Origin of the sequence: Methylibium sp. T29 (assembly GCF_000576205.1) — a bacterium.
Lineage (GTDB): Bacteria > Pseudomonadota > Gammaproteobacteria > Burkholderiales > Burkholderiaceae_C > Methylibium > Methylibium petroleiphilum.
Window position 1 is genome coordinate 18,472 of record NZ_AZND01000015.1, and the last position, 19,567, is coordinate 38,038.

At 66.2% G+C, this 19,567-nt stretch carries 16 protein-coding genes; 8 read left to right on the forward strand and 8 right to left on the reverse strand.

Annotated elements, in window-relative coordinates; all coding sequences use genetic code 11:
- Positions 1–13: 13 nt before the first annotated feature.
- The 4 genes from x551_RS04110 to x551_RS04125 are packed head-to-tail and all read left to right on the forward strand — an operon-like array spanning position 14 to position 2,770.
- Complete coding sequence (locus x551_RS04110; protein WP_031943585.1) at positions 14–547, forward strand: sigma-70 family RNA polymerase sigma factor; 534 nt, start codon at positions 14–16, stop codon at positions 545–547.
- On the forward strand, positions 544–1,176 hold the full coding sequence (locus tag x551_RS04115; protein ID WP_004306457.1) for a hypothetical protein: 633 nt from the start codon (positions 544–546) through the stop codon (positions 1,174–1,176). The genes x551_RS04110 and x551_RS04115 overlap by 4 nt, the downstream gene beginning before the upstream one ends.
- Entirely contained in the window at positions 1,173–2,399 is a 1,227-nt protein-coding gene (locus tag x551_RS04120) for a sulfite oxidase (protein WP_004306455.1), read from the forward strand. Before x551_RS04115 ends, x551_RS04120 begins: the two co-directional genes overlap by 4 nt.
- Positions 2,400–2,401: 2 nt before the next feature.
- Positions 2,402–2,770, forward strand: a complete 369-nt coding sequence (locus tag x551_RS04125) for a cytochrome c (protein WP_031943586.1) — start codon at positions 2,402–2,404, stop codon at positions 2,768–2,770.
- Positions 2,771–3,393: 623 nt separating this feature from the next.
- Here the strand turns inward: x551_RS04125 and x551_RS04130 are convergent.
- Together x551_RS04130 and x551_RS04135 are read right to left on the reverse strand one after the other, a co-directional pair.
- Positions 3,394–4,011: a response regulator transcription factor gene (locus x551_RS04130; RefSeq protein ID WP_031943587.1), complete on the reverse strand. Its 618-nt coding sequence runs from the start codon at positions 4,009–4,011 to the stop codon at positions 3,394–3,396.
- Positions 4,012–4,039: 28 nt separating this feature from the next.
- The gene (locus tag x551_RS04135) at positions 4,040–4,543 is read right to left on the reverse strand and encodes an SRPBCC family protein (RefSeq protein ID WP_031943588.1); all 504 of its coding nucleotides are present in this window, start codon (positions 4,541–4,543) and stop codon (positions 4,040–4,042) included.
- 164 nt (positions 4,544–4,707) lie between these two features.
- Between x551_RS04135 and x551_RS23285 the strand changes: the two genes are divergently transcribed.
- Complete coding sequence (locus x551_RS23285) at positions 4,708–6,894, forward strand: ATP-binding protein (RefSeq protein ID WP_051495647.1); 2,187 nt, start codon at positions 4,708–4,710, stop codon at positions 6,892–6,894.
- A 294-nt stretch (positions 6,895–7,188) separates the two neighbouring features.
- Here the strand turns inward: x551_RS23285 and x551_RS26895 are convergent, their stop codons facing one another.
- The 6 genes from x551_RS26895 to x551_RS04165 form a co-directional block, all read right to left on the reverse strand.
- Positions 7,189–7,695, reverse strand: coding sequence for a site-specific integrase (locus x551_RS26895; RefSeq protein ID WP_031943591.1), 507 nt, complete (start codon positions 7,693–7,695; stop codon positions 7,189–7,191).
- Complete coding sequence (locus x551_RS04145; protein ID WP_031943592.1) at positions 7,671–9,335, reverse strand: site-specific tyrosine recombinase XerD; 1,665 nt, start codon at positions 9,333–9,335, stop codon at positions 7,671–7,673. The genes x551_RS26895 and x551_RS04145 overlap by 25 nt, the downstream gene beginning before the upstream one ends.
- On the reverse strand, positions 9,332–9,991 hold the full coding sequence (locus x551_RS04150; RefSeq protein ID WP_036231475.1) for a hypothetical protein: 660 nt from the start codon (positions 9,989–9,991) through the stop codon (positions 9,332–9,334). The genes x551_RS04145 and x551_RS04150 overlap by 4 nt, the downstream gene beginning before the upstream one ends.
- A gap of 15 nt (positions 9,992–10,006) precedes the next feature.
- Positions 10,007–10,363, reverse strand: coding sequence for a hypothetical protein (locus x551_RS04155; RefSeq protein ID WP_031943594.1), 357 nt, complete (start codon positions 10,361–10,363; stop codon positions 10,007–10,009).
- Positions 10,364–10,791: 428 nt separating this feature from the next.
- Complete coding sequence (locus x551_RS04160) at positions 10,792–11,673, reverse strand: ParB/RepB/Spo0J family partition protein (protein WP_031943595.1); 882 nt, start codon at positions 11,671–11,673, stop codon at positions 10,792–10,794.
- A gap of 362 nt (positions 11,674–12,035) precedes the next feature.
- Positions 12,036–13,151: an AAA family ATPase gene (locus tag x551_RS04165; protein ID WP_031943596.1), complete on the reverse strand. Its 1,116-nt coding sequence runs from the start codon at positions 13,149–13,151 to the stop codon at positions 12,036–12,038.
- Between the two features lie 671 nt (positions 13,152–13,822).
- Here x551_RS04165 and x551_RS04170 point away from each other — a divergent pair.
- The 3 genes from x551_RS04170 to x551_RS04180 all read left to right on the forward strand — a co-directional run bounded on the left by x551_RS04170 (position 13,823) and on the right by x551_RS04180 (position 19,534).
- The gene (locus x551_RS04170; protein WP_231497586.1) at positions 13,823–15,034 is read left to right on the forward strand and encodes a replication initiation protein; all 1,212 of its coding nucleotides are present in this window, start codon (positions 13,823–13,825) and stop codon (positions 15,032–15,034) included.
- 237 nt (positions 15,035–15,271) lie between these two features.
- On the forward strand, positions 15,272–16,321 hold the full coding sequence (locus x551_RS04175; RefSeq protein WP_216701299.1) for a PDDEXK nuclease domain-containing protein: 1,050 nt from the start codon (positions 15,272–15,274) through the stop codon (positions 16,319–16,321).
- Between the two features lie 159 nt (positions 16,322–16,480).
- Positions 16,481–19,534, forward strand: coding sequence for a DEAD/DEAH box helicase family protein (locus x551_RS04180; RefSeq protein WP_031943513.1), 3,054 nt, complete (start codon positions 16,481–16,483; stop codon positions 19,532–19,534).
- The last annotated feature ends 33 nt before the right edge of the window (positions 19,535–19,567 follow it).

Sequence of the window (19,567 nt, forward strand, 5' to 3'; positions counted from 1 at the left end):
GCTCTTGATCACCATGCTGTTCCAGTCTGCCGAGTCCCGCTACAACCAATGGGTGCGGGACCATTACCGCTTCCTGCTGCGCAGCGCCTGGGCGCTGACAGGCTCGCGTGCCATCGCCGAAGACGTGGTGCAGGACTGTTTTGCCAACGCCTGGAAGCACCGCGAGCAGTTGCGCGATGCGGCCTTGGCGCGGGCCTGGCTGTTCCAGATCATGCGGCGCGCCGCCTTCCGCCAGGCCGCGCCGGGCATGCAGTCGCTGGACGACGACGAGCAGCCCGAGCAGGCCGCCCCCGACGCCGGGCTGGACGACAAGCTGGACGTGGTCAAGGCGCTCGCGCGGCTGGCGCCCATCCACCGCGAGGTGCTGGTGCTGTTCTATTTCGACGACATGCCCACCGCGCAGATGGCCGAGGCGCTGGAGATTGCGCCCGGCACCGTGCTGTCGCGCCTGGCTCGCGCGCGCGACGCGCTGAAGCAGGTGATGGGCGTGCCAGTGCGGGCACCCGGCGGCGCCCAGGTCACGCCCTTGCGGAAGACCCCGTCATGAAGCGCGAACTCCGGCCGCCCGAGTTGCCCGACAGCGCGTTCGACTTGCGCACGCGCGCCGAACTGGCGCTGGCCTTCGAGCCCATCGACGCCCCGCCGCACTTGTACCGCAAGGCGCAGCCGCTAATGGCGCGGCGCAGCTTCCAGCGCGCCGTGCTGGGCCTGCTGCTGGCAGGCAGCGGCACCGGCGCCGTGCTGGCCATGCGCCCGCCAGAACTCGTGCGCGGCGCCATCGAACACGAATACTTCGAGCGCACGCTGCGCGGCACCTTCATGGCCAGCGCGCCCTTGCTGCAGCACCTGGGGCTGGCCGGCCAACAGGTGGTGCCCGGCTTCCCGCAGCTGATGCGGCCTTGCGACATCGACGGCCACCTCGTCTACCACCTCACCACCTTCTTCGAGAAGGGCGGCATGGTCACCGTGTTCGCCTTCGACAAGGCGGTGGCACTGACGGAGGGCAGCGGCTGGTGGGGCAACGTGCACTGGAAAGTCATCACCTCGCGCGACGGCAAGCCGCTGGTGCTGGTGGCGCAGAAGAAGCAGGCCCTGGCCGTGGCGCAAAGCCAGTTCGGTCCAGCCACCGACATGTCCCCACCGAATTCCACACCGACCCCCAAGGAGACCCGATGAACAAGACCTTGAACTCGCTGCCGCGGCGCCAGATGCTGGCCGGCAGCGCCAGCGCCCTGGCCGCGGCCGGCCTGGCCACTTTCACGCGCGGTGCCGCCGCGGCTGGCGAAACCCCAGTGGCCAGCGCCACGCCCAAGCCGCTGCCCGCCTACGTGGCGTGGAAAGACCCGGCCAGCGTCATCGTGCACAGCAGCACCACCATCGAGACCAAGCGCGCAGCCTTCGGCAGCGGGGTCATCACGCCGGGCGAGCAGCTCTACATCCGCAACAACCTGCCGGCGCCCGACGCGTCCATCGTCGCCGACCGCGACGCCTGGCAGGTGGCCATCGAAGGCGTGAAGGCGCCGCGCACGCTGACGCTGCGCGAGCTGAAGACGATGGGCGTGGAGACGACCGCGATGGTGCTGCAGTGCTCGGGCAATGGTCGCGGCTACTTCCCCAGCAAGCCCAGTGGCACACCCTGGCAGGTGGGCGCGGCGGGTTGCGTGATGTGGACCGGCGTTCCGGTGCGCGTGGTGGCCGAAGCGCTGGGCGGCGTCGTGCCGGGCGCCGGTTACCTGACCGGCACCGGCGGCGAGAAGCTGCCCGAAGGCCTGGACCCGCTGAGCATCATCGTCGAGCGCTCGGTGCCGGCCGCCGCGATGGCCGACGCGCTGCTGGCCTGGGAGATGAACGGCGTGCCGATCTCGCTGGCCCACGGCGGGCCGCTGCGCCTGATCGTGCCCGGCTACACCGGCGTGAACAACATCAAGTACATCAAGCGCCTGGCCTTCACGGCCAAGGAAACCGAGGCGAAGATCATGTCGCACGGCTACCGCATCTCGCCGCCGGGCGGCAAGGGCGACCCGAGCCAGCCGTCGGTGCAGGAGATGTCGGTCAAGTCGTGGATCAACTCGCCGGCGCCTGATGCATCCAGCGTCAAGGCCGGCCTGGTGCAGGTGCAAGGCGTGGCCTTCGGCGGGCTGAACGGCATCAAGCGCGTCGAGGTGTCGCTGGACGGCGGCAAGACCTGGAACGACGCGCGGCTCACCGGGCCCGACCTGGGCCGCTATGCCTGGCGACAGTTCGTGCTGGCCGCGAAGCTGCCCGCTGGCAGCCACACGCTGGCCAGCCGCGCCACCGACACGGCCGGCAACGTGCAGCCCGAACAGCGGATGGAAAACGCCGGCGGCTACAACAACACGAGCTGGGCCGACCACGCCGTGAAAGTGACGGTGGCCTGATCATGCGCAGCACCATCCAGCAGCGCTTCATGTTGCATGCAATGAGGGTCGCGTCGGTGCTCGTCGCCGGCCTGGCGCTGCCCGTTCTACCCGCGCTGGCGGCCGACGACAGCGCGCAACTCGCGCTAGGGAAGAAGCTGTTCCTGCAAGGCGTCGTCCCGTCGTGCGCCGTTTGCCACACCTTGCAGGCCGCGGGCGCCGAGGGCGCCGTCGGCCCGGTGCTGGACGAGTTGAAGCCCGACGCTGCGCGCGTGGCGAAGGCGCTGCGCAACGGGCTGGGCCAGATGCCCTCGTACAAGGACAAGCTCACCGAAGCAGAGATTGCGGCGCTGGCGCTCTACGTGTCGAAGGCCAGCGGGGGTGCCAAGTGAAACTTCAGGTGGGTGGAATCTGTGGTGCATCCCCACCGATAAAGGCTCGTCCGCGCGGGCCGCAAGACGCTGACTGGCACCGAAACGCAGGGCATCTTCATCGGTCGCCGCCGTCGGCAGCGACTGCTTCTCAACTCCTCGACAGACTGGATTGGGTCGTGATCGTGAGGTCAGCACCGCGAAGACCGGCCGTTCAGCAGGGGGCTGGTCGAGCGGCCACTGTCGGCGGCGTCCACGAACTGGTAGTCCCGGCCACTAACGGTCCGTCATCAAAGGCAGCTTTCCGGTCGCTTGCTACTGGCCGAAAAATGCCGATGCATGGCTGTCCAAACAATGTTCCATGGTCCTTCCCGCCTGGGGCGAGTTCGAAGCCGCGCTCACTGCGCGTTAGCGGTGGAATGCCAGCCGCTTCTTGCCGCGCGTGAGATGGACGGGCACCGCCGACTGCGTGACGTTGAACTCTCAGGCTGCGCGCGACACGCCGCCCAGAACCGCCGGTGCAAGAACGGTGGCGAGCTTACGGATTGGTCCCATCCGCAGGCCCGCGACGGGCATGCTGGCAGTGTTGCTGCACTTGCGTCCGCGGGGCCTTGCCGAATGCCACCGCGCGGGATCGGCGAGACTCAGGTCAGGCCCATCTCACGCGCCCGCGCCACCGCTTCCGTGCGGTTGCGCGCGTCCAGGACATGGAGAACGGCCGCGACGTGCAGCTTGACGGTTCCCTCGGCCAGGCCGAGAGCACGCGCGATGTACTTGTTCGATGCGCCCGTGCCCAGCCAGACCAGCACCTCGGCCTGGCGCGGCGTCAACCCGGCCGGCGCGGCGGCCACCGGGGGCGTTTCGGCGCTGGAGGTCAGCGCCGGGTGGTCGATGCCGCTGCCGTCGAGCAGCCCCGCCAGCACGTCGAGCATCAGTTCGGGAGGGGTGGACTTGCGCAGGCAGCCGTGCGCACCCGCGGCCAGCACCTCGCGCGCTTCGATCGCACTTTGCGACCCGCTCACCACTACGATGGGCACGCCCGGGTGCTCCGCCCGCCATCGCGCCACCGAGGCGGCGCCCTGGGCACCGGGCATGCGCAGGTCGAGCAGCAGCAGTTCGGCGTCGGGGGCCTGCGCGAGCGCCGCGGTCACTTCGGCGGCGTTGGCGGCTTCAAGGACCTCGGCGGCAGGCGCCACCTGCTGCACCAGGCGCACGAGGGCGTCGCGGAACAGCGGATGGTCGTCGGCCACGATGATGTGCATGTGCCCATTGTCGCGGCCGAACGCAGGCTCATTTCTTGAAGTTCGCCGCCACGCGCGCGAGCCCGGCGTCGTACACGCCTTGGATCACTTCCTTGGCCTTGTCGTCGGGGGCTCCCTTGGCATTGAAGGTGCCGGTCCAGCTGACGATGCTCTTGCCGGCAGCACCCGTCATCACGGTCAGCGTCGAGGCGTACTGTTGCACCGGCAGCGGGCCGCTCTGGATGACGTAGCTGTAGCTCATCTTCGAGTCGCTCAGGGCCGTTCGCTTTTCGACGATGGTGCCGCCGCCGCCAGCCAGTGTCAGCGTGCGGATCCCGCCCTTCTGCGTGCTCGCCACCACTGCCGGGTGCCAGACGTCCAAGTGGTTGAAGTTGCCGACCAGCTTCCACACCGTGGCGGGTGCCGCATCGACCTCGACTTCACGGCTCACGCTCAGGCTGCCGCCGGCCTGGGCGGCGCCCGCTGCCGCAACCAGGGCGATGGCAGCCAAACGGCGTGGGGCGGCGAGAATGGATCGGTGCGGGTTGTGCATGAAGGGAGTCTCCGTTGTCGTGGTGGGAAAGGTGGTGGCCCGGGCCTCGCAGAGCCGAGGCGATTCTTGAGGCAGCCGCCCAGGGCGGCCATATGCCTTCGGCCATAGGCGGCGCCGACACAAACCCGCAGGCTTCGGGCTGGCCGTTGCTAGCAGCGGCGGTCGTGCTGCTGCTCGGCTTGGCGCTCAGCGTGCTCGGCACCCGGGCGCTGGCGATCGATCGCGCCGAACGCGAACGCCTGCACCTTGCGCAGCAGGCGGCCACTCAGGTGCGTCAGCTCGAACTGGCATTGCAACTCGCGCTCGAATCGCTGACCTCGGTGAAGGCCTTCCACGATGCCGGCGGCGCGCTCGATGAACGCCAGTTCGAACGGTTCGTGCGCTCCGATGCGGCCTTCCACGAGGGCACGGTGGCGCTCGGCTGGGCGCCGCGCATCGGCGAGGCCGAACGCCCGGACTTCGAGGCGGGTCTGCGCGAGCGCAGCGGTCGGCCAGAAGCCATTTTCGAGGCCACGGGGCACGGCCTGCGCCGCATCGTCGCGCGCTGCAACGACTGCTACGCGGCGCAGTATCTCACCGCCCTGCAGGGCGGTGACGTCACGCCGGGGCTCAACCTGCCGTCGCTGCCGTCGCGTGCCCAGGCGATTGCCAACGCGCTGGCCAGTGGCCGCGTCGCCGCCAGTAAGGCCCGCCGCTCCGATGCCTGGGGCGCCGATGGCGACACCGTGATCCAGGTCTTCCAGCCCGTCTGGCCAGACGGCGTTCCGGCACCGGGCCAGCAGCTGGCCGGGCTGGCCTTCGGCGTCTTCAACGTCAGCGCCTTGCTGCGCCGCATCTTCCCGCGAGCGCAGGCCGATACCGCCTATGTCGCCCTGTTCGACCTGGACGCACCGGCAGTCGAGCAGCGCCTGTTCACGCTGGGGGCGGCAACGGCGGCAGATGGGAACGGCGAGGGTGCGGGCGACTTCGCCAGCGCACGCGAAAACGCGCCAGAGGCCTACGTGCACGAGTTCCGCGTGGCCGACCGCCACTGGGTCGGCCTGTTCAGCCCAGCCGAAGGCTCGGCTTGGATGCCGTGGCTGCTGCCGCTAGCGGCCCTGCTCGGTGGCGCGCTGTTGACCGGGCTGCTCGCCGTCTACCTGTTCGCCGCGCTGGCACGTGGTCAGCAGGTGGCGCGGCTGGGCGGGAGACTCGTTGCTCAGCAGGTCGCGGTGGCCCTCGAGCGGGAGCAACGCCGACAGGCACAGGCCACGGCCAGCGCGCGCAGCGCCTTTCTGCAAGCCGCTAGCCACGACCTGCGGCAGCCACTGCACGCGCTCGGCCTGTCACTCGGTCTGCTGGCCGCGCAGCCTGCCGTGGCACGAGACGGCACATTCACCACTCAGCTGCAGCAGTCCGTGGCCGCGCTGCATGCGATGTTCGACGCCCTGCTCGACCTCGGCCGGCTCGAAAGCGGCCACCTGCAACCCGCGCTGCGCAACTTCGATGTGGCGCCCTTGCTGCAACGGCTTGGCGAAGAAGCAGCCCTGCAGGCCGGGCGCAGCGGACTGCGTTTGGTGGTGCGTGTGTCGCCCCGGTTGTCCGTGGTCAGCGACCCGCTGCTGGTCGAACGCATCGTGCGCAATCTGCTTGCCAACGCCCTACGCTACACCGCTCAAGGCTGGGTGGCGCTGCGCGCGGTGCGCCGGGCGGGCGAGGTGGAAATCCAGGTACTCGACAGCGGCCCCGGCATCGCCCGCGCACAGCGCGAACGGATCTTCGAGCCCTATGTGCGCGATGCCCACCATGCCGACGGAGTGGGCCTGGGCCTGGCCATCGTCCGCGCCCTGGCCGGTAGCCTTGGCCACCGCGTGCGCGTTGCCTCGCGCCCGGGGCGGGGCAGCGTCTTCGCGCTGCAACTGCCGGTCGCCGCAGGCGCGGAGCCCGACGTCGCAGCAATCTCAGCAGCCCCACCCGGAGCACTGGCCGGCCGCCGGCTGCTTCTGGTGGACGACGAGCCAGAGGTTCTCGACGCCTGCGCGCGGCTGCTGCGCGCCTGGGGCGCCGAAGTGGACACTGCACGCGACGTCGAGTCGGCCACCCGCCTGGTCGACGCAGCCGCACCGCCGGTCACCGGCCACGACCTGCTTCTAATCGACGAGCACCTCGGCCGCGCGAGCGGCAGCGCTTGGCTGCTGGCGCTTCGTGCGCGTGGCAGCGCCAGCCCCGCGCTGCTGATCAGCGCCGATGCCACGCCTGACTTGCGTGATGCCGCACAGGCCTGCGGTGCGCCCCTGCTTCGCAAGCCGCTGACGCCATTGAAGCTGCGTGCAGCCATCAGCGCCGCACTGCGCCAGACTGCTGGCCGATGAAACCGTCGCCACGTCCTGTCGGTCCTTCACTGCGGTGGCGCGGAATCGCAGGCCCGTGGGCCTTCATATTGGCGGCTGCTGCCGGCGCGGCCGGGGAAGAAGAAGCCGCCGCCGCAACGCCCGTGTGCCGGCTGCCATAGCGCACACCGCCTCCGGCGCGTGGTCAACTGGCCGGCACGTTGGTGGCTTGGAATCGAGTTCGGCGAAGAGCCGCTTTGGGTCGATTCCGGCTGGCCAGGATTCGCGCCAAGCCGCCGGATAGCGGTCGCACACCGAACGGTCGGATGGCTTGCGCTATCTCTTCCAGAACGCCTCTACAGCCTTCATTCGACGGCGTTTCTCGGTGGTGACGTAGACCGTCGTGGTGGCGAGTGACGCGTGCCCCAGGTTCTGTTGCGCGACCTCGATGGGCATGCCGCTCGCGATCGCATGGCTTGCGTGCGAGTGCCGCATCCAGTGCGTGCTGGCCTTAGTGAATCGCTCCGCGCCTTTCGCGTCGCCCTGCCCTCTCAGCACGCCAGCGCAGTCTTCAAAGAAGCGTTTGATCTGGTCGTAGAACGTCGTCGCGGCGATCCCTTGCCGCGGGTCGATCACCTGCCCGGTACTCAGTCCCGGCGCGCGCTCAGCCGCGTCGCTGGCCTTGCCGAGCAGGAACGCCCCCTGGTTGCCGATGTCCTCCGGGTCCGCATCGAGCCCCCGCGAAACCAGGTACCTGGCCAGCTCACCCACCACATCGGCCGGCAGCGGCACCTCGCGTTCCTTCTGCCCCTTGCCGATCACCCGCAGCAGCCAGCCTTCCATGGCTGATCGTCTGACGCATCGGCCGGGTACTCGACCCACTGCAGATCATCGACGGTTGCCGCCACAACTTCCGACAACCGCAGCCCGGTCGCATAGAGCAGGTGCAGCCCGAAAGTCAGCCGCTGGTTCGCCGATGTCGCAGGCAGCATCTTCAGCTGCCCTTCGATGAACTGCCACTGCGCCAGGCTGAAGCTCCGCCCCGCGTTCACCTTCGGCCCCGAAGTTCGTGGCACGCCCACGGCTGACCACGGGTTCCCCATCAGGTAGTTCTGGTCGACGAGAAACCCGTACAGGTTCTTCAAGATCGTCACCGCATGCCGCTGCGCCGAGGCCGACAGCGGCCCCTCGAAGGGCCGCCACAGCGGCGACCAGCGCTCACGCCCGCGGTCGCCACACCAGCGGCTGCGCGGCTGCGGGTCGGCCAGGAAATCCCGGTACTCGATGCAGTCCTCGTTGCTCATCGAGGACAAGGCCTTGCCCTTGTGCGTGATCGCCCAGAGCAGAAAGCGCTCGGCTTCCTTGCGGTAGGCGCGCTGGGTGTTCGAAAGCGCCTGCAGCCAGTCCATGCCCTGCTCGACGCCGGTGTCCCGTTGGCGCCGGCGCGCCTTGAGGTGCGCCTTCTGCTCGGGGGTGAGGCCATGCTTGGAGCGCAGCCAGGCGAGGATGGCCTGGTAGTCGTTGGTCGCCTTCAGCAGGCACTGCGCCTGCGGTCGGCGGTACAGGCCGCGCGTGCCGTCCAACTCGGCCGGCACGAGGAACTTCTCAATCGGGCGGATGTCGGTGGCCGGCAGGACCACAGCGTTCAGCTCGTGCGCGTAGAGCTTGCTGCGCGGCATCGCCACATGGCGGCCGAGCTGCAACTCGATGCTGTCCTGATGCTCACGCAGCCACTCGACGATGCGCAGGGCTTTGCCCTCCCCCATCGCTTTGATGCCGGCGTGCCACCGCCGCCCGACACCGTTGATGCGCTCGACCAGCTGGGCGAGCGTGAAGATGTCGGCCGCCTCCAGGTGGCTGGCCAGCGTCGGGTTCAGCCAGGCCGCAACCGAGTCGCCGGCCTTCGGCGACTGGGCGACCAGGCTTTCAAGCCAGCGCAGCGCTTCGAGCTGGCGCGCGATCAGCCGGGCGCGCCGGCGCAGGCGCTGCGTCGCGCGACCGTACTCGGCCTCAAAGGCGGCGATCTGGTCGGCCTGACGCTCGTCTTCGAGTCCATGCGCTTCGGCGAAGGCTTCGAGGCTGGGCAGTTCGAGCGACGGGTCGGCGATGCGGGTCGCGTCGATGCGCACCAGGCGCGCGGTGCCGAAGCGGTCTTCGCGCTTCGCGGCTGCGGCGAACTCGTCGCGGATCCAGGCGATGGTGGCGCGCACGGTGCGCTGGTTGGTGGCCTCGCCTTCGACGCGGAAGTAGCGCTCCCAGCTTTCGCGGGGATCGAGGCCTTGCACGACCGAGCGCATGAACGCGAAGTGGCCGACGTGCAGCTTGCGCTTCCGGGCGGCGCTGACCGGTGCGAGGCTGCGCGTCGGTGTTCGCGTCGAGGTGCCGAACAGCGGCGCCAGAGCACCTGCGCCCTGCCCTGCCCGTGCAGCCTTCGGCCGCTTCGGGCTCGGGCTGGCCAGCGCCTTGTCGTCGCGCGCGTTCATTGCGCGAGCCGCGACAGCGCGGCGGCCAGGTTGATGCGGGCCTGCGCTTCGAGCAGCGCGACCGCGTGCTCGCCGTGGTAGAGCCGCGGTCGGTCGAGGAAGCTCTGCAGGACCTGCGCCCTCGCCTCCTGATACCGGAAGCCCGGCACCCACGCGTACTCCTTGCGCACGTCCTGGTCGTAGCGCTCGAAGCGTTCCGCCGGACTGCCGAGGATGGACAGGTCGATGTCGACGAGCAGCTGAGCGTCCAGGCTCGACCCGAGCGTGGCTGGCGCGTCGTGCTGCGTGGCCATCACTAGGTCGTGCACACGCTGCGCCGTGTCGCTGTCGGCGCCGGCACGCACAAGCGACCGGGCCGCCCACGCGGCACTGTTCAGTTCATTGCTACTCGCCTGGGGGTCGTAGATTGCATCGTGGAACCACAGCGCGATCGCCACCTCGCCCGCGCGCGGGCTGTGCTCGCGCCACCGCGTCCACAGCGCCAGGCACTCGCGCAGGTGCCGTTGATCGTGATAGTGCCGCTGCGGTTCCGACCAGGCGGTCATGAGTTCGGCCTGCAATCCAGCCGGCGCCGGCCGGCCCAGCGCCGACCAGGCTGCAGCCCACGTCGCGCCGAGCGCGGCGTCGTCAAGCGGGGTCGGGTAGCTGTCAGTCACCAAGGTGGCCGGCAGTCACTGCGCCTCGGGCCACTTCAGGCCCCACTGCTCGATCACCGCCCTCACCCGTCGGTCGCCGTCGGGCACCAGGCTGTGCAGGTCGGACTGGCCCCAGCGCAGCGCGTCGATGCACAGCAGCATGTCGTCGCTGATGGCTTCGTCGACCGCGCGCAGCTCGAACAGATCGAAGGGGAAGGCCTCGCCGTTGTAGGTCGCAGCGATGAAGAGCGCGACGCGCCGGACCTGGCCGGAGTCGCGGGTTTCGGCGAGCTGCAGCAGCCGCTGGAAGGCGTGGCCGCCCTTCGCGGTGGCCTCGCCCTTGCGCAGCACCATGCGCTGCATGTCGTCGTCGATGTCGAGCGGGCCGGCCACAGCGGTTCTCCTTGCGGATCAAGCACTTGGCCGATTGTCTCCTGGCAAAGGCTGATTTGTCACCCGTTTTTCGGCATGGTGATAAGGATACTTATCATGTATTGCACTGATCGCCATTTGTAGGCTTCGGCCGAGGGGTCCTGGATCCGGGTTGCCTCTTACGACGATCCAGGGGGCCCTCGCGCTTAGCCTGAGCAGGTTCGGCTCGCCTACCAGCTACTTGTGGCAGCCGGGCGGTTCGCGGACTGTTGGGCGGGTTCTGCGGTGCTGGGTCTGGCTGCGCCGACTTGATCAAGATTTCGGGCCAGGCTGTGGCGGTAGTCAACAGGCAGTTCGAGGGCGACGACCCCTTGGCCAGTCCTTGCGACCGCTGCTGGTGCTTGCGCTGGATGCGAAGTCTGGCAACCTGGTTGCCAGGCCCGATTGGCCTATACCTTCAGTGCCGCCGCAATCGACTTCAGCACGGCTAGGTGCCGGTCATCGTTCAAGTGGGCCGCTTCGATCTGAACCATCAAGCGCCCTGCCCCATCTCTCGACCAACGCCCGACCTGTCTCCCGTCGACCTCTAGCGGCTGATGCGCCGTCTCCGCAGCTTCATTGGCTGTGCCAATGAGTGCGGCGACCACTGCAGCCGCGGCTTTCGGACGCTCTTGCGCCCGCAGCTTCTCTGCTCTGCGCAGGACACCCTTCCTGTCCGTTTCGAGTGCACTTGCGATGCTCTTCGCATGGCGGTGTTGAATCTCCAGTGGCGACCTGAAGCACTCAACGACTGGCGCCGGAAGGTCAGCCACTAGAAGGACGTTTGCGACCCAGGTATGCGATACGCCAAGCGCTTCAGCCAGCCGACGATTGGACGGATAGAGCTTCTCGTCGAGGGCGCGGCGATACATCGTGCCTTGCTCATATGGCGACAGGTCCGCACGCTCCCGGTTCTCGCGATCCATCGCCGAGAACAACTCGTGATCGGACACGGCACTGGTGTCGATGGTCGCCAGCACCGGGATCCCTAGCTCGCTACACGCGCGGTGACGGCGATGCCCGAAGACAATCTCATATCGGCCAGGCTGGTCAATCAGCACGCGAACCGAGATCGGCTGGACATTGCCGCCGGCGAGCTCGATGTCCTGCTTCAGCCGCGCGAACTCCGCAGTGCTGAACGAGGCTGGGTGGCGGTTCGCCCAGCGACTGGGCACGACCGCTTGGGGATCGAGCTTACGCGTCGGGGTTGAGCCTTCGTGCTCCTTGAGACGATCTCGAAGCTTCCCAAGCTCCCCCTCGACGGCCAACATCTGCCCGCGGAACTGCAGCATCTGGCCTGGCCCGGTCCTGGGCGCGCCGCCAGTCGGGACGGGCGGAAACTTCGGTGTAGGCTGTTGCGCGGTGCCGACGGGTTGTCCCTCCGTGGGCGTGGGTGCCGGAGCGGTCACTGAGCCTCGGCACTCGCTGGCGAGTCCTCGGGCAATTGCAAGTTCTCGGTCATCGCGAGGAGCTTCGACTTCGTACTCATTTCAGCGCCCTTCTTGTGTGGCAACCTGGTTGCCATTCGAGATAAAAGTCTGCGCCAGCATCCCCGATCGGGCTGACTCCTGGAGTGGCAACCAAGTTGCCACGGCGCCGCCGTTCAACGGCTGCCGATTGGATTGGCAACCTGGTTGCCAGCCGCCGCCGAGCCTCACGCCGCCGCCCTTCGCGCTCGCCAGGCTTCGACGACGGACTCCTCGACGAGATCGACGAATCGGTCGTACGTGTCGATGGCTCGCTTGTAGGTCTTGGCCGAGCCGTCGTACTTCTGAACGTCGTACACCGTCGCGAACTCAGCCGACTTGTTGCTTGTGACCGATGTCTTCGGGATCTCGACTGGCAAGACAAACTCGCCGTAGGTCGCTTGAATCCACTGTCGAACTGCTGGCGACGCTGCGTCGGCCTGGTCCACACGACTCAGAAGCACGTGCAGGAAGTCAAAAACCTTCTGCGCGCCCGCAGGCTCCTGTTGGTCCAGGTTTGTTCCAAGGTCGGCAAGCAAGGACCAAAACTGCGCCGAGCTGGCAAAGTCCAAGCCTGATGGCGGCACGGGGACGATGACGCCATCGGCCGCCCACAGGCCGTTGATCGTCACGTACGAAAGCGAGGGCGGCGTATCGATGACGATCACATCGTACAAATCGCGCACGGGCTCGAGCCCCGCGTTGAGGACGTCCCAGAACCTCGCGCCAGCTTCCTGCATTTGGCGCGCGGGCAGGGCGAACTCCGCGGAGAACAGGAAGGGCGCAGCCGCAACCAGATCGATCCCGTCCCAGTACGTCGATCGGATGGCTGGCGTGATGTCATCGCTGGTACCGTTGCAAAGCGGCGCGATGGTCATCTCTTCGCTGACCTCGGCCTCAGGCAGGATGCCGTGCAAAGTTGTCAGCGATCCCTGCGGATCGATGTCGATGGCCAGGACACGATGCCCACGAAGACTCAGGCCCTGGGCCAAGATCATGGCGCTGGTTGTCTTAGAGACACCACCTTTGAAGTTGGCGACGGCAATGCAGATCGCGCGTTGACCGGTCGGCCTCATCTTCTCGTGTCGATAGGCACGGGTCCACTGCCTGACCTCAGCCAAACTGAACTCGCGCTTGCCGCCCGTGGGCGTTAGCCGTCCGGATGGAAGGTCTCCCTTGGAGATCCTGTAGTTGACATGGGCCTTGTCAACGCCGCACAGCGCCGCGACCTGTGCAGCCGAGTACAGCGGCGATATCTTGCGCGCCTCAGGAGCCAGAAGGCGCCCACGGATCTGCTCGACCATGCCCGAAGCTCGTGTCGCCAGCGCCTGGATTCGGCGCATGTCGATCAAAGCCCTGGGCGACACTGAAGGGGAGGGCACCGGAGTGGCAACCTGGTTGCCAGCGCCTGATCCTGCCGCGTTCGCCTCTGCTGTCGATGTTGCCACTCTTCGCCTCGATTCGTCGGATTTCGGCTAGTGTACCGGGAATCGACGAATGAGCGAAATACGCAGAACCTGCGCGAGAACGACTGTGAGAGTCTTTGGGGAACCGACCTGGCCGAGGCAAAGTTCGTGGCCACAACTGTGAGACTTTATGGGGACCGCAGCAAGTAACGGCGGGTCAAACGGCCTCCAGACCCACCAATCTGCGCTCTAAGAAGCTCGAAGTTGCCCAGATCCCCATGTCCCCTCACGGACATCCCCAAAAAGTCTCCACTTCATACCGCCAGAACCCCATATCCCCTCCCTCGAGGTCCCCAAAGAGTCTCCGCCGGTTGCCCATATCCCCTCGGCGATCTACTCCTAAGTCCTTGTTCTAGAACAATCTTTCGGCGCACCAACTCTTCAAGCTTTCAAGTGTTCAATCTCAAACCCTCAAGGCGCCACCGGCGGGGGCTCTCTTTTGTATTGTGAATTGACACAATCACAATACAGAGCCAACATGGCGAACAGCAGTCTCAGTAAGGGCTCCGATGGAGCAACCGGACACCGACGAACTCCCTCTCGTCACGACGAAGCAAAGATCACCGAGATCGTCGGAGGTAGCGACACGCCCTGACGACCAGTCGGTTGCCAAAGCCAATGAGGCGATCGCGATCCGCCCCAAGCGCGGAAAGCTAACCCTGCTGTCGCGACGGATCTACAACGTCTTCCTGTACCACGCACAACAGCAAGGGGTCGACCGGCCAAGCTACTCCATTCTCCTGGCCGAACTCATAGACGACGCGCGCTTCACGTCGAACAACACCGAACTGTTGAAGTCGCACATCCGGGACATGCAGGCCACCACCATCGAGTGGCATACCAGCGGCGGAAACGCCCGCCAGTGGACCTCGACCCAGTTGCTTGGGCCCGTGGTCATCGATGAACCTGGGCGCGGCCAGGCCTGCACCATCACGTGGACCTATCCAGAGCCCATTCGCGACCGCCTCGTCAAGCCAGCGCAGTACACCCGCGTGCTCCTAGAAATCAGTTCACAGATGCGGAGCTATGCGGCCTCGGTCCTCTATGAGCTTGGTGCGCGGTATCTAACCTCGCCTGGCCGGCTCACGATGCGCGAGGACGTGATCTGGTGGGCATCGGTCTTGACGGGCCGAAGCGACATCACGACCGTCGACTACCGCATCCTTCACCGCGACACCATCAAGAAGGCACTCGTCGAGTTGGACACGCTGTGCGAGGACTTCCGGCTGGAGGTGGTCGAACACAAGCGTGGACGCAAGGTTGAAGAGCTGCAGTTCCGCGTGCTGCCGAAGCCTCAAGCAAGCCTATCGGGCCTGCGGGACTCAGCCAAGAATGTCTTTGACCTCGAACTGGTCGAGCGGGTTATCACCATCGGCTTCAAGCGTGGCGACGCCCAGGACTTGTACGCGGTAACGGACGAAGGTGTGCTGCGCGCGGCGGTGGAGCATGTCGAGCTGCGCATGAAGAACACCTCACTGCCACCGCTGAATTCACCCGCGGCGTACCTGCGCGATGCCTTGAAGAAGCAATATGCCGGCGAAGGGGAGGGCGGTAGGCCACCAGCTGAAGTCGCTGTTCCGCGTCCAAGCTTCGACGAGCGCCTCCAGCGCCTGCGTGAAGAGTGGCAGCACCATCAGTCAAGCCGGGCCAAGGCACTCTTCGAGGAAATGCCAGAGGGCGAGAAGACAGGCACATCGCTCGCTTCGAGGATGAACGACTGAACGAACTGGCATCGCCCATCGCGAAAGCCTGGCGCCGGGACGGGGTGAGAAGTCGCATCGCAGCCAGCTCATTCTTCAGGTGGTTGGCGAGCTCCATGTGGCCCGGTGAAGTAACCGACAAGCAACTGCTTGAGTTCGCTATGAACCGAGAGCCCTGACGTGAGCACGAAGAGGCCAAGTCCAAAGGCGAGTACAACGAGCAGCCGTGTGGCGAAGAGACCGCATAGCTCCGACTCTGTGGAGAGTTCCTTCGCCGAGGTCGTTGGCCTGATCGAACAGGCGCGGCAGCGGGCCTACCAAGCAGTCAACAGCGAACTCGTCGGCCTGTACTGGCGCATTGGCGAGTACATCAGCGCTAAGTTGGCCGCGGCCGTCTGGGGTGAGGGCGTGGTGGACAGCTTGGCCCAGCACCTCGCCCGAACAATGCCAGGGCAGCGCGGCTTCACGCGCCGAAACTTGTTTCGGATGAGGCAGTTCTTCGAGGCCTACAGCACGGCCGACAAGGATGTGACAGCGCTGCTGACACAACTGCCGTGGACCCACAACCTGATCATCCTGACCCAGTCAAAGCGCCCGGAAGAGCGGGACTTCTACCTGCGCCTGGCGGTGCAGGAGAAGTGGACCAGCCGGGAACTAGAGCGGCAGTACAGCCTTGGTACTTTCGAGCGTGCGGTGCTCAGCCCGGCAAAAGTGTCGGCAGCGCTGACACAAATGCATGGCGCCGCCGCTGGGGCTGCTTTCAAGGATGCCTACTCGGTCGAGTTCCTCAACTTGCAGGCCGGCCACACCGAGGCCGACTTGCACAGCGGCCTCCTAGGCCAACTTCGCACCTTCCTCATCGAGTTGGGGCGCGACTTCTGCTTCGTCGGTTCGGAGTTCCCGGTGCAAGTGGGTGGCCGCGACTTCGCGCTCGACCTCCTGTTCTTCCATCGGGGTCTCAACTGCCTCGTGGCCATCGAGCTCAAGGTGGATCGGTTCGAGCCCGAGCACCTGGGCAAGCTGAACTTCTACCTTGAAGCGCTGGACCGCGACGTGCGCAAGCCTCACGAAAACCCGGCGATTGGTGTTCTCCTGTGCGCGTCCAAGGACAGCGAGGTGGTCGAGTACGCCCTCAGCCGCTCCCTCTCGCCAGCCTTGGTAGCCCAGTACCAGACCCAACTGCCAGACAAGCAGATGTTGGCTGCCAAGCTGCATGAGTTCTATGCCTTGAATGCACCAGGGCCCGATATCGCGTCCGGCTCGCCGGCGGGCCAGCCGCTGCCGCGAAAGAAGGGCACCAAGCCATGATCGCCAAAGCAATTTCCACAGGAAGATTCACAGTGGCAAGCCGGTAAGCTCGCCACTAGCTCGTGGGTAACGCAACCTGTGCGTCCCAACGGCAGAACCATCAAGAACCGACGCCCTGATTTCTACGGTACAGGGCGACAGGTCGAACCAGGGAGGCCCATGCAGCTGACATTCTTCGAACACCCGATCCTGAACTCGCCCTATGCCTACCCAGGCAGGCATTGGGAATTGGACGCCGACGGTCAGCCAACGAATCGGCTGATCGAATCACGCCGTCGATCGGACCTGATCACGCCCGTCCCCAAGGCGAAGAAGCGCAAGGCACCCAAGGGACCGACCGTGCAGGTCGAGCTGGAGCTGACGGCCGACGACGAAGGCCTCAGCACGGCCGAGCAGAAGTACGACCCCACACCGATCATCAATGAGCTGCGCGGCTATGTAGACACCTGGCGCGCGCTTCCGAATCCGCAGCAGTGGCAGGTCACGCCCGAAACCGCGCGCCTGCTGCAGCACTGGCGGCACCACCAATTTCAGGGCGTCCGGCCGTTCTTCTGCCAGATTGAAGCGGTCGAGACGGCGATCTGGCTGACCGAAGTCGCCCCCAAGCTCGGGGCGTCGGGCAAGAAGTTTCGAGAGCACCTGGCTGGCGCCAATGCGATGTCCAACCCGGACCTGTTCCGCATCGCTTTGAAGCTGGCCACGGGTGCAGGCAAGACCACCGTCATGGCCATGCTCATCGCCTGGCAGACCGTGAATGCGGTGCGCCACCCGGCCAGCAAGCAATTCACGCGCGGCTTCCTCGTGGTGGCACCAGGCCTGACTATCAAGGACCGTCTGCGCGTGCTGCTGCCACAGGACCCGGACAGCTACTACGCCAGCCGCGAGATCGTGCCCGGCGACATGCTCGGCGACATCAAGCGCGCCGTCATCGTGATCACCAACTATCACGCCTTCAAGCTGCGCGAGACCTTGGATATCACTGCCGCTGGCCGGGCGTTGCTCCAAGGCCGAGGCGCACCGATTCAGACCCTGGAGACCGAAGGCCAGATGCTGCAGCGTGTGATGCCCGAACTCATGGGCATCAAGAACGTGCTCGTCATCAACGACGAAGCCCACCACTGCTACCGGGCCAAGCCGAAGGAAGCCGAGGCCGACCTCGAAGACCTCAAGGGTGACGACAAGGACGAGGCGAAGAAGAACAACGAAGCCGCGCGGCTGTGGATCAGTGGCATCGAGGCCGTGAAGCGCAAGCTCGGCGTGCCGACAGTGTTCGACTTGTCGGCCACACCTTTCTTCCTGCGCGGCTCGGGCTATGCCGAAGGCACGCTGTTCCCGTGGACGATGTGCGACTTCTCGCTGATGGACGCCATTGAATGCGGCATCGTCAAGTTGCCGCGCGTGCCGGTGGCGGACAACATCACCGGCGCGGACGCGCCGAAGTTCCGCAACCTGTGGGACCACATCGGCAAGCGCATGCCGAAGAAGGGCGTGCGCACTGCCGGCAAGCTGGACCCGTTGGCCTTGCCGACCGAGCTGTACACCGCGCTGGAGGCCCTGTACGGCCACTACGCCAAGATCTTCGACAGCTGGCAGGCCCAGGGCATCGAGGTGCCTCCGGTGTTCATCGTGGTGTGCAACAACACGGCGACATCGAAGCTGGTCTATGACTACGTCTCGGGCTTCGAGCGCGCCAATGAGACCGGCGGCACCACCCTTGAGAACGGTCGCCTCAAGCTGTTCCGCAACTACGACGACAACGGCCAGAAGTTGGCACGGCCACGTACGCTGCTGATCGACAGCGAGCAACTGGAATCCGGCGAGGCGCTGGACCCCGGCTTCCGCGACATCGAGGCCGACACGATCGAGCGCTTTCGCCGCGAAATCATGGAACGCACAGGCGACCGCGCAGCGGCCGACAAGCTGACCGACGCCGACCTGCTGCGCGAGGTGATGAATACCGTGGGCAAGCCTGGCAGGCTGGGCGAGGGCATCCGCTGCGTCGTCAGCGTGTCCATGCTCACCGAAGGCTGGGATGCCAACACCGTGACCCACGTGCTGGGAGTGAGGGCATTCGGTACGCAGCTGCTGTGCGAGCAGGTGGTGGGTCGCGCGCTGCGCCGCCAGAGCTACACGTTGAACGCCGAAGACAAGTTCGACGTGGAATACGCCGACGTGCTGGGCATACCCTTCGACTTCGCGGCCAAGCCTGTCGTGGTGCCGCCCAAGCCGCCGGTGAAGACCACACGCGTGCAGGCCATCAGCCCCGAGCGCGATGCGTTGGAGATCCGCTTCCCGCGAGTCGATGGCTATCGGGTGGAATTGCCGGCAGAGCGCTTGAAGGCGACCTTCAGTACGAACTCCGGCCTCACCCTCACGCCCGATCTTGTGGGTCCATCCACGACACAGAACCTGGGCATCGTGGGGGAGGGCGTGAACCTGACCGTGCAACACCTGGAAGACACGCGCGACAACTCGATCGCCTTCCACCTGGCCAAGCACCTGCTGTATCGCAAGTACCGCGATCCGGGCCAAGACCCGAAGCTGCACCTGTTCGGCCAGCTCAAGGGCATCGCGCAGGAATGGGTGCGGGACCACCTCAAGAGCAGCGGTGGCACCTGGAAGGCGCAGGTGATGCATCAGGAGATCACCGACATGGCTTGCGAGCGGATTCACTCCGCGATCAGCGCGACGCTGGCCGGCACAAACGCAGTGCGTGTGGTGCTCGATCCATTCAACCCCACCGGCAGTACACGGCAGGTGAACTTCACTACAGCCAAGCAGACCTTGTGGGCTACCCAAGGCCCCCCACCCAAGAGCCACGTGAACTGGGTGGTGTATGACAGCGACTGGGAAGCCGAGTTCTGCCGCGTTGCCGAGGCGCATCCGCATGTGCTGGCCTACGCTAAGAACCACAGCATGGGTTTCGAGGTGCCGTACCGCCTGGGCGGCACGCAGCGGCACTACCGGCCTGACTTCATCGTGCGTATCGATGATGGCCGGGAGGACCCATTGAACCTCGTGGTCGAGATCAAGGGGTTCCGCGGCGAGGACGCCGTGGTCAAGGCCGATACGATGACCACGCAATGGGTGCCCGGCGTGAATGCGCTCGGGACGTACGGTCGCTGGGCCTTCGCCGAGTTCCGATCGGCACACGACCTCGAAGCCGACTTCGCGAAACTCATCCAGGGCCTTCTCGCGCCCGCCACCGTCTGACGGACTCGCCATGGCCACCAAGAAATCCGGAAC

Coding starts and splice junctions, on each gene's coding strand:
- x551_RS04160 (WP_031943595.1), bottom strand. CDS start 11,673: ATGCTGCAGTTCCGCGGGCAGATGTTGGCCGTCGAGGGGGAGCTTGGG.
- x551_RS04130 (WP_031943587.1), bottom strand. CDS start 4,011: ATGCACATCATCGTGGCCGACGACCATCCGCTGTTCCGCGACGCCCTC.
- x551_RS04165 (WP_031943596.1), bottom strand. CDS start 13,151: ATGGTCGAGCAGATCCGTGGGCGCCTTCTGGCTCCTGAGGCGCGCAAG.
- x551_RS04125 (WP_031943586.1), top strand. CDS start 2,402: ATGCGCAGCACCATCCAGCAGCGCTTCATGTTGCATGCAATGAGGGTC.
- x551_RS26895 (WP_031943591.1), bottom strand. CDS start 7,695: ATGGAAGGCTGGCTGCTGCGGGTGATCGGCAAGGGGCAGAAGGAACGC.
- x551_RS04135 (WP_031943588.1), bottom strand. CDS start 4,543: ATGCACAACCCGCACCGATCCATTCTCGCCGCCCCACGCCGTTTGGCT.
- x551_RS04170 (WP_231497586.1), top strand. CDS start 13,823: ATGGAGCAACCGGACACCGACGAACTCCCTCTCGTCACGACGAAGCAA.
- x551_RS04180 (WP_031943513.1), top strand. CDS start 16,481: ATGCAGCTGACATTCTTCGAACACCCGATCCTGAACTCGCCCTATGCC.
- x551_RS04145 (WP_031943592.1), bottom strand. CDS start 9,335: ATGAACGCGCGCGACGACAAGGCGCTGGCCAGCCCGAGCCCGAAGCGG.
- x551_RS04110 (WP_031943585.1), top strand. CDS start 14: ATGCTGTTCCAGTCTGCCGAGTCCCGCTACAACCAATGGGTGCGGGAC.
- x551_RS04115 (WP_004306457.1), top strand. CDS start 544: ATGAAGCGCGAACTCCGGCCGCCCGAGTTGCCCGACAGCGCGTTCGAC.
- x551_RS04120 (WP_004306455.1), top strand. CDS start 1,173: ATGAACAAGACCTTGAACTCGCTGCCGCGGCGCCAGATGCTGGCCGGC.